The organism is Anaeromassilibacillus sp. Marseille-P3371 (assembly GCF_900169665.1).
Classification (GTDB): domain Bacteria; phylum Bacillota; class Clostridia; order Oscillospirales; family Acutalibacteraceae; genus Anaeromassilibacillus.
The window spans coordinates 1,357,106-1,370,675 of sequence record NZ_LT835157.1 but is presented as its reverse complement, the minus strand read 5'-3'; the positions used below and the strand labels follow the sequence as shown (position 1 = coordinate 1,370,675).

11 protein-coding genes and 1 pseudogene are annotated in these 13,570 nt (G+C 41.5%); 1 reads left to right on the top strand and 11 read right to left on the bottom strand.

Annotated elements, in window-relative coordinates; all coding sequences use genetic code 11:
* Positions 1-7 precede the first annotated feature (7 nt).
* From cas1c to B9Y59_RS16565, 10 genes and pseudogenes are all read right to left on the bottom strand, one after another.
* Complete coding sequence (cas1c, locus tag B9Y59_RS04860; protein WP_054324102.1) at positions 8-1,039, bottom strand: type I-C CRISPR-associated endonuclease Cas1c; 1,032 nt, start codon at positions 1,037-1,039, stop codon at positions 8-10.
* Positions 1,036-1,704: a CRISPR-associated protein Cas4 gene (cas4, locus tag B9Y59_RS04855; protein WP_054324103.1), complete on the bottom strand. Its 669-nt coding sequence runs from the start codon at positions 1,702-1,704 to the stop codon at positions 1,036-1,038. Before cas4 ends, cas1c begins: the two co-directional genes overlap by 4 nt.
* Complete coding sequence (gene cas7c, locus B9Y59_RS04850; protein ID WP_085532122.1) at positions 1,701-2,606, bottom strand: type I-C CRISPR-associated protein Cas7/Csd2; 906 nt, start codon at positions 2,604-2,606, stop codon at positions 1,701-1,703. The genes cas4 and cas7c overlap by 4 nt, the downstream gene beginning before the upstream one ends.
* A gap of 3 nt (positions 2,607-2,609) precedes the next feature.
* Entirely contained in the window at positions 2,610-4,403 is a 1,794-nt protein-coding gene (cas8c, locus tag B9Y59_RS04845; protein ID WP_085532120.1) for a type I-C CRISPR-associated protein Cas8c/Csd1, read from the bottom strand.
* Positions 4,400-5,056 (bottom strand): type I-C CRISPR-associated protein Cas5c, encoded by a 657-nt coding sequence (cas5c, locus tag B9Y59_RS04840; protein ID WP_085532118.1) that lies wholly within the window; start codon positions 5,054-5,056, stop codon positions 4,400-4,402. Before cas5c ends, cas8c begins: the two co-directional genes overlap by 4 nt.
* A 79-nt stretch (positions 5,057-5,135) precedes the next feature.
* Positions 5,136-7,259, bottom strand: a complete 2,124-nt coding sequence (locus B9Y59_RS04835; RefSeq protein WP_085532116.1) for a CRISPR-associated helicase/endonuclease Cas3 — start codon at positions 7,257-7,259, stop codon at positions 5,136-5,138.
* A gap of 966 nt (positions 7,260-8,225) precedes the next feature.
* Positions 8,226-8,366: a cysteine-rich KTR domain-containing protein gene (locus B9Y59_RS04830; protein ID WP_143255241.1), complete on the bottom strand. Its 141-nt coding sequence runs from the start codon at positions 8,364-8,366 to the stop codon at positions 8,226-8,228.
* A 60-nt stretch (positions 8,367-8,426) separates the two neighbouring features.
* Positions 8,427-9,233 (bottom strand): CPBP family glutamic-type intramembrane protease, encoded by an 807-nt coding sequence (locus tag B9Y59_RS04825; RefSeq protein ID WP_085532114.1) that lies wholly within the window; start codon positions 9,231-9,233, stop codon positions 8,427-8,429.
* A 99-nt stretch (positions 9,234-9,332) separates the two neighbouring features.
* Positions 9,333-9,791, bottom strand: coding sequence for a MarR family winged helix-turn-helix transcriptional regulator (locus tag B9Y59_RS04820; protein WP_085532112.1), 459 nt, complete (start codon positions 9,789-9,791; stop codon positions 9,333-9,335).
* Positions 9,792-9,966: 175 nt separating this feature from the next.
* Positions 9,967-10,090 (bottom strand): annotated as a pseudogene (locus B9Y59_RS16565) (helix-turn-helix transcriptional regulator).
* Positions 10,091-10,352: 262 nt separating this feature from the next.
* Between B9Y59_RS16565 and B9Y59_RS04815 the strand changes: the two are divergent.
* On the top strand, positions 10,353-11,261 hold the full coding sequence (locus tag B9Y59_RS04815) for a DUF2935 domain-containing protein (RefSeq protein ID WP_054324110.1): 909 nt from the start codon (positions 10,353-10,355) through the stop codon (positions 11,259-11,261).
* Between the two features lie 443 nt (positions 11,262-11,704).
* Here B9Y59_RS04815 and B9Y59_RS04810 read toward each other — a convergent pair whose 3' ends face one another.
* Positions 11,705-13,567, bottom strand: a complete 1,863-nt coding sequence (locus tag B9Y59_RS04810; RefSeq protein ID WP_085532110.1) for a UvrD-helicase domain-containing protein — start codon at positions 13,565-13,567, stop codon at positions 11,705-11,707.
* Positions 13,568-13,570: the final 3 nt, after the last annotated feature.

Sequence of the window (13,570 nt, the reverse complement as noted above, 5' to 3'; positions counted from 1 at the left end):
CATTTCCTCATTTCCATAAAAATGGTGGATATTCCTCCAGGTCTCCCCGCAGGCAACGCCCCAACAACATTGCCTGTACATAAGGAACCAAGCCCCATGGAACTTTTTCTTGTAAAAAGGGATGTCGAATGAATTCCTGCTTTCTGGCTTGCCACCCGGCCAAAATCGCTTTTCGTGTTTCGTCGTTCATCCGAACAGCTCCCGTTTCCTGTTGGTAAAAGCCTTTCTCGGTAACAATCCGATTGTTAATTAGAGACAATACAAAACGGTCTGCAAAGACGCTACGCAATTCTTCCATCAGGTCTAATGCCAAGGAGGTTCTGCCAGGGCGTTCCCGGTGTAAAAAACCTATATAAGGATCTAAACCAACGGCTTCTAATGCAGAACAACAATCGTTACATAGCAAGGTATATACAAAGGACAGTAATGCATTGACATTATCCATGGGCGGACGGCGATTTCTCCCGTGAAAATAAAAGGCTTTCTTGTTTTGTAAGATTAGCTGGTCAAATACACGGAAGTACTGTTCCGCCGACACTCCTTCCAATCCACGTAATTGTTCATCACTGATGCATTCACGAATTGTAGGCAACTGACCTCCCAGCTGTCTGGACACATTTTTCAATGCAGCAACGTCTACTTGCATGGCATGATCCCTTGTGGCACGTTCCAAGACCCATCGGCTATTAAACACCTTCCCAAAGATAAAGTTTCGTGCAAAACGAGTTCTGACCATCGGATCATCGGATGCCCGCACTTGTTGCAAACGCAAAAGAACATTCCCTTGTGATCTTCCACAGGCAGCCGCTAAAAAGCGTCCGTGAGGTGTCAAAAAAGCTAGACGGATACCATGTTCTGCACACGCCCCCATCAGTGCAGGACTCGCCCCTTTATAACCAAAATATAATATTTGCTCCAATGTATGTAATGGTATCCTTAGCAGAAGTTCCTCTTCTCGATAAACCATCACATTTTGCCCTTCAAGTGCCAAATAGGTATCTGGCGACGTTACATACAGGGTATTTAGTAGTTTTCTCACGATTCTTCCCCCAATAGATTGGATTCTATATAGCTCTTAACAGAGAGCCTTCCACATAGTTTGGGGAGACAGAGTTCTTTCAAAGAGCAGGCATTGCAGCTTTTGGACGGTCTCACTTTTGGTGTATAACGACGCTCTAAATAGCTATGCATTTCTTTTAGCATGATTTTCACCTGGTTTCGAAGTTCTTCTGTGAACACGACCTCTTCCCTGTGGCGACTTTCTCCATAAAATAAGAATCCTTTGGGAATGTCACAGGATAGCATTTCCTCCAAGCACATCCCTTGGCAACAAAGTTGCAAACGATCCGCATCAGATTTCTTAGGGCTTCCTCTCTTATATTCCACCGGAACAGGGAGCCACGTACCTTTATGATGGAACAAAAGGACTCCCTCCGGCGCTTGATGGAACTCCACTACATCACAAGTCCCGCTGACCCCCAAAGAAGATGAGTGAACTGCTAATCCACGAACCAGCAATTGTCCTCCCCGTTTCTCCGTGATTCGCTCGTCATGAGCGCGCTCGTGTAAAATCTCTCCTTCGACGGTCCGAAGATTCTCTGCCCACTGTTGTTCTATGTGGATCAATGCCCATTGCCGGCGGCAAAAACAAAAATGTTGGATGCCGGACAACTGTAAATAATCATCTTCTTCGTAAGTGCTCATATCATCCTCTGACAGCTGACATGCTCAGGAATTGCAGCTTCATCTATACATACATCATAGTCCGCATAGCTGCGCGCCGGAACATGTTCATCCCCCTCTTCCGTTTTCCTACGTTTTACAGTCACAGCATCAAACAATTTATAGGAAGGTGCATTTCCCAGTTCTGAGTCGTGTTTGAATACAATCAGTTCTCGGACCGCCATTTTCCCACGTGCGGCAGAATGATCGTGCTCAAACATATTGATTATTGCTTCCCAAAGTAAATTGAGGTCCGCCTCGGTAAAGCCAGTGACCTTGCGAGCAAGATTGGCAGAGACGTAACCTTCCGCCCGATAAAGACCATATGGAATGATGTGTTTACGCCCCATTTCGGTTCCTTTTTTCTCTGCATCCGTCTCTGTAGTAATTGCTACGCGGGTAATCGTGACCTCCTGAGGGACAACCTGCTCAATACTTCGTGCAAAACCAATCTGTACGGGACCACGAATTTGCCCACAGTTTAAAGCCGCTTTCATAAAAGTTGTCATTACTGCGCCAAAGGTTCGAATGTCATAAAAATTTTCGCACATAAAATCACGGACACGTTCATCCAAGCGATTGTCTTTTTTCTTTGCTTCTTTGACCGTTTTTTCATCTACGCCTAAATTGGCATATGCCTCTAAATCACTTCGATTGAGCGGGATTCCCTCCTTAATATAGATGCGATACCCTTTTTCATTTTCCCGCACTGTCTCTACATAATTCCGAATCTTCCTCTTTAAACATACATCCGTCACCAAACCATATCCCGTTTCGGGATCAATGCGAGGCATATTTCCTGCATCTGGGTCCCCATTGGGATTCCCGTTCTCTACATCAAACAAGATAACAAACTCATAGCGATTTTTAATGATATCCGACATGCTTCATTCCTCCTCATTTATACGATCTTTTTTCTCATATCTCTTCTGTGTCTGATGGTAATATCCCAGCATAAACGCACTTTGTTCATTCAGGTTAAAATGTGTGGGCAATGTCTCTTGAATTTTATCGATCAATTCAATCAACTGCTTTTCCAAAGTAACTCCCAATCCACGCTTGTCGCGCAAAAGCACTTTCATATGACTTTGTTCCAAACGAAACAATGTCGGAAATACGGAAGCAGGCGTTGCACATGCAGATGTTAAATACCGATCCTTAATCGTTGTGTTCAAATTCGGATTGGCAGCTTGTTGGATTCCCTCCAAAACAGAAAATAACCGTCCAAGTACATAGGGAAGGTAGTCCGACTGTTCATTTAGTCTCACCCAAGATTCCTCCTTATTCATTTGTTGATCTGGTTTGATGCGAAAATCTTTATACCCATTTTTGATTAGTGTTGCTTTGAGGATGGCAGCCTGTCCCCGTGTGATTCCACATTCTGCACGAATTCGCAAAAGCACATTTTGTAGCAATGCATTTGGATAGGATGTATCGTTTAAAATTGCTTGCATCAGAGCCCCTGCCAACAATGGAGAGGCCGCTTTATCCTTTGCGTTTTTATTGACCGTTTCATACAGCAGGCTATAAGGGGAAAGACGTTCCCTTTCATCGTAGGAGGGCTTTACAATCTCCAATCTCCGGTAATGATTTTCAATATGCTGTAAAAAATCGCCAAAACAATTGCGATAGAAAAAACGGACGGATAATCGCGCTGCATTGGGAGATAACCCCAAAATATAAAAAGGCATTTTGGGATCAAGCTCCACATCATTAAGAGAATAAACTTGTCCTTTAGAAAGCAAATGCATCGCGCGTTTTAAATCATTTTCCGTAAATGTACGTTTTTGTCCATCCGCAATATCCTGAAATGCGAAGTTCTGAAAAAAGTCCTGATAGGCTGGCTCCGCACACTGTGCCCAATAAACAACGGTCGTATCACCAATTTGTCGAACATGTTCGCGATCTGAAAGCAAAGCATTTAACGCCGTCGTATAGGCAAAAGCCGCCTGTTCTCCCACTGGCGCATTATAGCTTTGTGTCTTTCCATAAGACTCAAAAGCGGTGGCATTAAAAGAAACAAGTGATGCACCACTGGACTGTGCATTCTTCACGCCTTTGATAGACGGATGCAGGCGTGCAATAGGGACATATTCTCCGGTCACTAGGCAACGCCCTCTTGTTTCCGTCGCTTCTTCTCTCTGGTATTGATCCCAAGAGCGAGCGATTTCAGGTTCTTCGTGCACATACCGGCCTTGAAATCGGAATACAAGGTTTCCTCCCGAAAGAATCTCGTCCAAATCCCCTTGCAAAGCCGGATGATTTTTGGCCTCCTCTGGGTTCCAATTTGCAAAATAGGCGCAAATTGCACGGGCAGCCGGATGATCGACCGATTGCAACAGCGTTTGATGCAGCTGTGCACTCGCTCGAAAACAGTTTTGGGCCCGTTTGTCATTTCCTTTGGTGTCTACTCCCAAAAAGTAACTGGATGTATCATACAAAAAATTTGCTTTAATCCCCATCGTCCGTGTAACGGGCTTAGGCAATAGCATAATCTGCGGAACATCCACTTCTTTTTTACCACGGTAACCTTTTTCCTTTAAGCGCAGGATATCTAAAAGCGTCCCTTTCTCATCGATCAACAATGCAAACTGCACTTTTGCCGGATTCCAGCCTGCTTTAGCCATCTTTCCTTTTGCCGCCATCGCGGTATAGTAATCGTATAGCGCCTGTAAAATCATCGCACTACCTCACAGTTCGTCAGATCAAGAACGCCATAGCGCAATTCTGCGCGAAAGAACATGGGTTGGATGTTTTGTAAATCGCTATAATCCATGTCGTACAGCATATACCCCAGATCCCTTCTTTCTTCATTTTGATACCAACTTATACGGCTCCCTTCTTCATATGGACGAAAGGATACTGGAAACTCCCTACAGCCAAAATAAGGCTGATGATAGCACTGTCCACTGTTCAAGCGCCTTTTGATGATGTCTTGAAATTTTCCAGGATTGTCCCCATCACGGGCACGCTCGGTCATTGTGAAATGGGCCTCAATGACATAGTGTACATTTTTTAAAACCATTGCAGCCCGCTGCTGAATATCTTCTGCTGTATGAATATATAGTGGTTTTGAACCTCCCATCATCACCGTTCGGACATTTTGAGCGGAGATTTTCGATTTTACTTCATTGCGGCGAATATTGGCAAACCGAATTGGATTCATAACATGGATTCGATCGATATGCCACCGCAGGCCCGGATGCCAATAAATCGCCTCCAAAATGCCACGTGCAGCCGACGGAGTCATGACATCGTAAGAAACTCGTTCTACCTTCATCTCTGGTCTGGAAAAACAAGCATAATCTCCCCAGACCTCCATTTTGATTGCCATCATTTCTCTCCTTTCCTATGAATCACTGATTTTCTTTTCGAATGGTCACATCCCCTCTCATTCGGTCGTTTTTTGTCGATTAAACAAAAAATGCTTTCCCTAAATCTGCTTCTAAGGATAGTCCTGTTCCAAGATCGTATAGACGAAGGTTTGTCAAAATCGCCAGCCCGTCTGTAATCATTTCAATATCATGTGCCCGATAAAGCTCCTGGAAATGCGGTTCATAAACATGTACCATATAACGACCAGCCTTTCGCATCCATCCACGGGAACATAAACCAGACCGCAGCTGTTTTGCCAAGCGCTCCGCTCTTTGCCCTAGCGGAATAAAAATCGCTTTGGTATCCTCGTCAATCAGATGAAACTCTTCCGATACCTTAGCAAAGGGAAGCATACCGCCATCCCTTCCCTTTTCAAAAGCCTCTACAACCTTCTTTTTGTCCAGCCTGTCCCCTTTCAACATATGCAGGGCATCAAAATATGCTTGTATGGCCTCTGGAGATGCGGAATCTACAAAGTTTGGCTGGATCTCATTTTTATATATACTGACATTCGGCTGAATACGCGGCGGAACCCGCCCCTCCGGCTGATAAATATAAACGATGCTTTCTTCTAGAGGACGCTTCCCCTCCCGATTACAACGTCCAGCAGCTTGAATAATGGAATCCAAACCAGCCTCGGCACGGTAAACAGTGGGAAAGTCCACATCAACGCCTGCCTCAATCAAAGAGGTTGCCGCCACCCGGCAAGGAAGTCCTTGTTTTAGTCTTCTGCAAATCGCTCGAAGGGTCCATCGCCGCATCATAGGGGGCATCAGTGTAGAAAGATGAAATCGTCCCTCTTCTGGAAGGGATTGATAGAGTTCTGTTGCCTGTTTACGCGTATCCACAATCGCCAACACCTGTTTCTGCCTAGCCATGCGGTCCGCCAATTCAATTACAGATAATCTTCCAATATTCACAAACTCTGTTCGCCGAAAGAATGGATAGAGCTCTCGAAAATGCGGATAGATCTCCTGTATGGAGATGCCCTTAGGGAAAAGTTTTTCTAAGGAAGGCTGAGTTGCCGTACAAAGAACAGCTGTTACCCCATATTCTTGTACCAATTCCCCAATCGCCCGTACACAGGGCATCAAATAGTCCAGTGGAATCATCTGTGCTTCATCAAAAACAACCACGCTGTTTGCCAAATTATGAAGCTTACGGCATTGCGAAGATTTATTGGAGAACAACGATTCAAAAAATTGCACGTTTGTGGTCACAATGATCGGCGCGTCCCAGTTTTCGGTGGAAAGGCGAAACCGTTCGGCCGCGGGATCGATGTCTCCCCGTGGATCAAAATTGACATTTGCATGATGTTCCAGCACATTTTCGATTCCAACAATTTTTCGAAAGACTCTTGCCGTCTGTTCAATAATACTCGTATATGGAATCACATAGATAATACGGTTTAACCCGTATTGTACGGCATGCTGAAGTGCAAAGGCCAGAGAGGAAACTGTCTTTCCGCCCCCTGTTGGAACAGTCAGACTTTTTAAACCGCGTTCCCTCTTTCCCGCCTCCAAACAGCAACGCAATATCTCCGTGCGTTTTTGATTGATGGGGTTCCCTGTTTCCTGATGGCGTAACCATGGATCTATGTAGTGTTTTAACCGTTCAAAAAGAACGGGGATTCCATCATACCCTCCGCGCTGGACTGGATTCATAAATGCCTCTGTATCCAAAAAGTCAGCATCTACCAAAGCAGAAAATAGCATACGAGTAAAAAAAGCAATTCGAAACCCATTGAGTTCTTGCGGGTGGGATACGGCATGTAATGTAATCTCCCTTTGATACTCTTGATAGGGAGCTACCTGTTTTTTCAGACGGCCTTGCCAAGTTGGCATCCCCGATGGATCACCCGGCCCTCCTCCGTCGGGGAGGCCCGTATGGTGTCCTGCCGCACACAGTGACGCTGGAAACATTTGTAAACGGTAAAGTTCTTTCGCTCCCGCTGTCGAATGGTCTCCCCCCATTCCATCCTTTAAAAGATATTCCTGAAATGCAGCAGAATATTTTCCAATGTCATGCGCTAGGCCGAGAACATATGCATAGTCCCCTGCGCCAAATCCCTCTGCAAACGATTTCGCAAGAATAGCAACCTGTTTGAGATGCTCTTCCAAAAGTTGCAACTGTCCATCTTCTCTTTTATGCGCAATATACACACTTTCCCTCCTTTACTGTATGTTTAGAATTCTGATACAACAATAATATGTGTTTAGTTTACTACAGCAACATTCATTTAGATGTATTTTACAGAATATTTTCTTGTAATTTTTATTTTATATATCTTTTCTACAACCATATTAAAAACATACATCTACCCACCAAAAAACGCCTACAGATCGATTCTCTCAATCTGTAGGCATCTGTGGAACACTATAAACATACTTCAAACCATTCCAAAATTCTCTATATAACGGAACTGTAACGGAACAATTTTTTATCATACTCTAATGGAAAACAAGTACAAAAACAAAACTTCTCGCCGCTGCTTTGTCAGACTGGAAAATACTTTTGTTAACGTTCATTTTCAATCTCGATTACTTTGCCATATGCAACAAATTCCGTGGGCTGCTCTTGTATTTGAAAGTAACAATCTGTTGTTGACGGCTTACAATCCTTTTCTTCCATAAGATATCCAAGTAATATTTCCTGTTTCTGTTTTCTGCCTATATCCCGACATGCTGATATAGCAGCATTACAGAGAACCACTTTACAAAAAGCAGCAAAAGTGTATTCGATATGCTCCTCGCATTCTTCGGTATAAATAATGGAACTTCCTCTCTTCCCAGTAGGGGGCGGTTACAGCAAACGCCCATGTGGTCACAAAACCACATAGGCGTTTGGTACTATGATTTAATTCAATATATAAAATGATACATGTATTTATATTCATGCGCGGAATATCCCGCTTTGGGAGACCGGTTTATTTGAGCGCAAGGCATTCGGTGAGTTGGAGCAAATGAAAACGGGCATGATGATACCTCCACGATTCCATTATGTGTTTAAAAAGGGCAAATTGAATCTCCTTCGCCAACCCAATTTTTGAAAAAAAGAGGACGGCTGCTTTTATGGATTATTTGAAATTGATAAACTTATAACCGTATTTAATCTGCGTGTTATCGGCTCTACGTCTGGTTCTCTGATAATTGACACTTGTAATTTCTAACCTGGAGCAAAGTTTCCTGCTTGCATTTGGGGCAGAATAGCGGACAGTTTTTAAGTTCCGTATCCTCTCGGATTTTCAGCCTCGTTTGATTGCTATACACAGGGGTATAACAACTTCTATTTTTATCATCTCAACCCTCTCGCACATTGTTTGCTGTCTATTATCCTTGCTTACTATTCGTCTGTTTTTTGTTGTATAGCATAACTGTTGCAATAGAAACGAGTATCATCACCGTATTTGCAACAATAGTTCCTGCCCAAGTAGTTGTCATGGAAACAAAAATAGATGAAGCTGCATTGAACAGAGTATGAAATAGTACACACATAAACACATAGCTTTTTTGTGATATTCTGCAGATTGCCCCAAAGAAAAATCTTAAAGCCATACATTGAACGGAAAACATCCAAAAATTAATAAATCCTTCTCCGTGATTTGTCCCCGGTATGAAAAAAAGTGGAATATGCCATACAATCCAAATCATTCCGCAAAATACACAAGATAAAACGTAGCCAAATTTCCTATCAAGCCCTGGCTGTAAAATATACGCCCAACCGGCCTCCTCCAATCCTCCGATAAAAAGATTCCCCGGTAAGGAAAGAAAAAACGCGTAAAATGGAGTTAACATTTCTTTATGCCCCCCAATTACTGCGTGTATTGAATAATACAATACAATCCCTGCAATAACAAACAAATAAGGATATATATTGTTTTTAGCATAGAAAACGGTTTTTAACCATTCCTGGAAATTGACTATTTTATTGTTTTTCTTGAGCACTATATAAGAAGCAATGGCTGGCGATAAAATATAGATCGCAAACGGAATATTCATGCAAAATTGCGGTAGCGACTCAACCCAACTATAAACTCTATATCCAAATTGCCCAAGAACAATTAAAGCACCTGACACTAAATAGGCAAAACAAAACGTTATAACCGTAAAATGTACTATAATTTTTTTATCAATCACGGTTTCCTCCCCTTACATCATTTATATAGATTCTACACTGTATATATACTATACCAAAAGATAAAAAAACAGTATTATGGATTCCAGTATAATCGTCTATCATTTATTTTCAGCAATTTGTTTATCAAGAAACCGTTCAAATTTTTTTAACACCACAAATAAATCATTATAAGTACTGTCCGGCATCTCTCGTAATGCTACAAAAATTTCATCATTTAGTTGCTGATGCAATTTTCGGTGACCTTCATAGGCTTGTTCACCCAATGGAGTTAAATATAAGGATACTTGGGCGTCAGAAGTTTTGGAAACTGTTTTTTTCACCAACCCTTTTTTTACCAAACGATAAATCAATTGCGATACGGCACCTTTTGTTTTGTGTCTATTTTCTGCAAGTTCAGTAATACTAATGCCATTACAATTACCAATTGCTTCAATTGTATGAATTTCTACTTGTGTAATCATTATATTAGTTCCATAATTTCTTTGTATTGTTTCTGTTTGCATATATTTGTATATGATTTGCTCCATTAAGCACGATATTATTGTACAATCTCTCATTGATTATCTCCTTTTGTTTAGTATATTTATATACTAAACAGTATAGTTCCTATACATATATTTGTCAATTATTCAAAGGTTCTAAGTTAAATGGCTCAATCGAGATACTTGCAAGCACCCTATTTTTCTTAAAGTCTATAAAATTAAAATGGGCACTCACAGTAGTATGAACTATTTAGAATAAGAATTTCACAATTTTGAATGCTAATTAAGATAGATGGATTATATCTACCATTTTCTAAAGAGCCAATGGTTTAGCGAGAAACTTCAAGTATGTCTACTAAATCTTCCTGTATAATGTCATGTTCTTTTCACAACTCTTCCAATCGGTTTTTCATAGCTGACCTCCTCTCTTTAGAAAAGCTTACTTTCCATAAGACCAATAGATTTTCAAAAAGAATAAAGATAAAAAATGCAGACAAATATAACTAGAGAAACCTTAGGCAAGGATAAAATCCGTTTTGAACAGGCTGTACGAAATTGTTCATCGGCTGAGATGGGGGTATACTCTTCTTTCTCTTAACATATACTGCACATAGAAATATTTGGAGGAGGAGTCTTATGCCAGACCATGAACATATTAGAATTTCGGTAGAAGTAAATCTATTTTTTCAGAGGATCATGAAAGAACATCTCTTTTTCTTGCAGACAAATTTACAACCCGCTGCCCATAAGTACATAGAAAAAGCCAATACATTGAAAAAACGATTTGAACAGTTACTTAACGAAACGCTACCGTGCGCAAGGGGAGTTGTATCTGAAAGCGCCATCCAATCAAATGAGTTTGTTACCCCCTATACCTTAAAGGCGGAAGACGTAAATTCGCGACTTACCGGGGCAAGTATTGACACAGGGATAACAAAGCGGGAACAAACCCTGACATGTAGCTCGCCGCATTATGATAACCAATGTTTATCAGCGTCTGTTGATAATCTAAATCACAACTCGCTCCATCTGCTGCAGGAAACGATTTCGTTTCAGAAGTATTTGTTATCTCAGTCATCAAACTGCAATATATTCATATCTCTTTATCCACAAATGTTAGACCATGATACCAGAGAAGCCGAACATTACTTGGGAATATTAAAAGGGCTTTTAAGCGACCGGCCTCCAAAGGAAACCTTATGTGACGAGCTGAACTTTTGGAATACGATTATGGCAGAACATGCGGAATTTATTGACGGGATGTTAGATCCGACAGAAGCAGACCTCAAAAAAACTGCCGAGGCAACAGCAAAAAAATTTGAGAAGTTAGTGAATGAGTGCATATATACTGCCGAGGAGCAAATTTTACAAACCAGTTTGTATGCCACAGAAGAAATCCGATCGTTTAAGACGAAAGCAACCGAAGGACTGCTGGCATGTAGGATAAAATCCATCATTCCACCGTTGCTTGCAGACCATGTGCTAAGGGAAGCGAATCACTATTTAAGATTAATGAAAATGAATGAGTGTTGTGGCTTGCGCTAAATTGTTCTCATCGAGGAAAAGGGTATTGGCCGGCGGTAGATACATTTTAACGTTTCTTTGTTTTCAGATATTATAGAGCTGGAAGAGGTGTTCAAAATCGAGCTGTCCAGCGTCCATACAGACACCGCCAAGGCAAATGGCTCGCTGGCGAGCCATGTATCCAAGCCCCCGAAAAACAGAAAGAGCCCGGAAATCCCATAAGATCAAGCTTTTCAGTCATAAATACAAAAACAGCCTTCCAAATTGGAAGGCTGTTTTTGTATTAAAGCTTGTTCTTTAATCTGTGTTTGGACGTCAACAATGGATATCGCTGGCCTCGCTTTTATATTATATCATACTTTGATATGTTTAGACCAATTTCATTGAGAGCGACACGGATAAATTAGAACTGACTCGGATAATCACAATTATATCAATTTATACTATCCCTCTCTCTCATGATCCTAGAGGACAATAATCTCTTCTTCAGAAAACCAGTTATTTGACAACGCTGTGCTTTTGACTGAATCGGCATTTTCTGTATAGGCCACAACCGCTAAACTATTCTGAGCCCTTGTACAGGCAACGTAAAAGAGACGGGCTGTTCTCGTAATACTTGTATCTTTACCCTCTCGCTCGTTTTGGGAATCGGTATCCGTTTTTGCTTTAGCACCAAATAGTTTTTCATAACTAAACAGAAAACCGCGAGCTTGTGCATCATCCATAATGACCATAACTCTTGGGAATTCGAGCCCCTTAACACCCTGGTGAGTAGCAAAAGTCGTACCATCAGTAACATATAAAGAATATCTTTCCAATTCGCTAAACGAAGCTGACAGTGCTTTTCTTAGCGCAATTACCTTTTGACTTTCGCCTTCATATTGCTCTGCTAATATGTCCTCTGTCCGGCTACTAACTTCAAATAAACCCGTATCGCGAATCGATCTTAGGACGTCTAAACATGATGGGATCTTATTGCCAGACCAAAGTTCCATTAAGGATTCGACTGCATTTTCTGCCTTTTGCAGGATCTCAGCTTGGTCATCTGCTTTGGCCACAAGCGTCTTTTTATTTAATAATGGGGAGTGTTTTCTAACAATCTTCGCAACCTCAAAGTCATTCTTTTCCTGATACGCTTTTACCAACGGCAACACTATTTTAGCCAAAATCGATAGTTCTGTAATAGATCCATTACGCAATGCTGTATCAAATTTTTTCGAATCGTTTAGCGGCATATACAAATTGGAAAAGCCAAATCTGCTTGCGGCCATGTGGTGCTCAAGAATCAAGCTCTTATATGCCGTTTTATCCTTCCAGCCGTCATCCCCAGTATCTGTGGCCATGGTTTGAGCAACCTTCTCCTCAATGGAATCTTGTTCAGCAGTAGACGAAGCAATAAACAGTCTTACCATTCCAATGTCTGCGTCTGATCTTGCTTTCTGCTTCTGTCCATCAACCGTACTTCTGATTGCATTTGCTAGATCTACTATGCGCGTAGCGCTTCGGTGGTTCATGACTTTCGTCGGTTTAACCCAATCATCAGGGATGCAATTCGCAAGGTTTTCTTTCCCGTCAGTATAAATTCTTTGCATGGTATCGCCAAACATACCAACTATAAACTTTCCCGTATGTTTCTTGCAGACATCAAGTAGGGCATCAATTAGCTCTTTCTTTGTATCCTGACTTTCATCAATGAGCAGTATCGGATATTTTGTTACTAAAATATTCTGCATTGTTGGCTCTCTCATAATAAAATCCGTACTCATTTTGATAACTTCGTTATGGCTAAGCGAGTCATAACCAACATTATCGCCGTTAGGATTGTAAGAAAATTTCTTTACCTTTTCGATTTTCTCTAGGCGTTCTTTCTTTCGCTTAATATCTTCAGCTCTTTTTTCACCTGTCTTACCGCCACGCCCCTTAGCCTGTTTTTTCTCAAGCTTACTAATTTCTTCTTCAATAGACTGCCTAACCCACTCTTTGATATCTGTTTGGTAGGTTTTAACCAGTTCCCACAGGAAACTATGTATTGTGGATACAGAAAATATGGGTTTGTAATGCAGTCGTCTGGATATTTCATCGCATGCCGCATTGGTGTAGGTGATAACCGCAATTTGTTTGCCATTCATCATGAGGCTTTCACCGCGTTCTTTATCAAGAAAAGTAAGAATGCTGATTAAACTTCTAGTTTTGCCAGAGCCAGCACCAGCAAATACAAAGAAGCATTTCGGATTTTCTTTAGAAAAGCAAGCTTGGATCTCCTGATCAACATGATCATCGACATGGTCGTCTATGGATTCATTTTTCATTAATGTAGAATCTAACATTGC

Excerpts from the sequence above, each read along its gene's own strand:
- B9Y59_RS04810 (WP_085532110.1), bottom strand. The coding sequence starts at position 13,567 with ATGTTAGATTCTACATTAATGAAAAATGAATCCATAGACGACCATGTC.
- cas7c (WP_085532122.1), bottom strand. The coding sequence starts at position 2,606 with ATGTCGGATATCATTAAAAATCGCTATGAGTTTGTTATCTTGTTTGAT.
- cas8c (WP_085532120.1), bottom strand. The coding sequence starts at position 4,403 with ATGATTTTACAGGCGCTATACGATTACTATACCGCGATGGCGGCAAAA.
- B9Y59_RS04815 (WP_054324110.1), top strand. The coding sequence starts at position 10,353 with ATGCCAGACCATGAACATATTAGAATTTCGGTAGAAGTAAATCTATTT.
- cas4 (WP_054324103.1), bottom strand. The coding sequence starts at position 1,704 with ATGAGCACTTACGAAGAAGATGATTATTTACAGTTGTCCGGCATCCAA.
- B9Y59_RS04820 (WP_085532112.1), bottom strand. The coding sequence starts at position 9,791 with ATGAGAGATTGTACAATAATATCGTGCTTAATGGAGCAAATCATATAC.
- cas5c (WP_085532118.1), bottom strand. The coding sequence starts at position 5,056 with ATGGCAATCAAAATGGAGGTCTGGGGAGATTATGCTTGTTTTTCCAGA.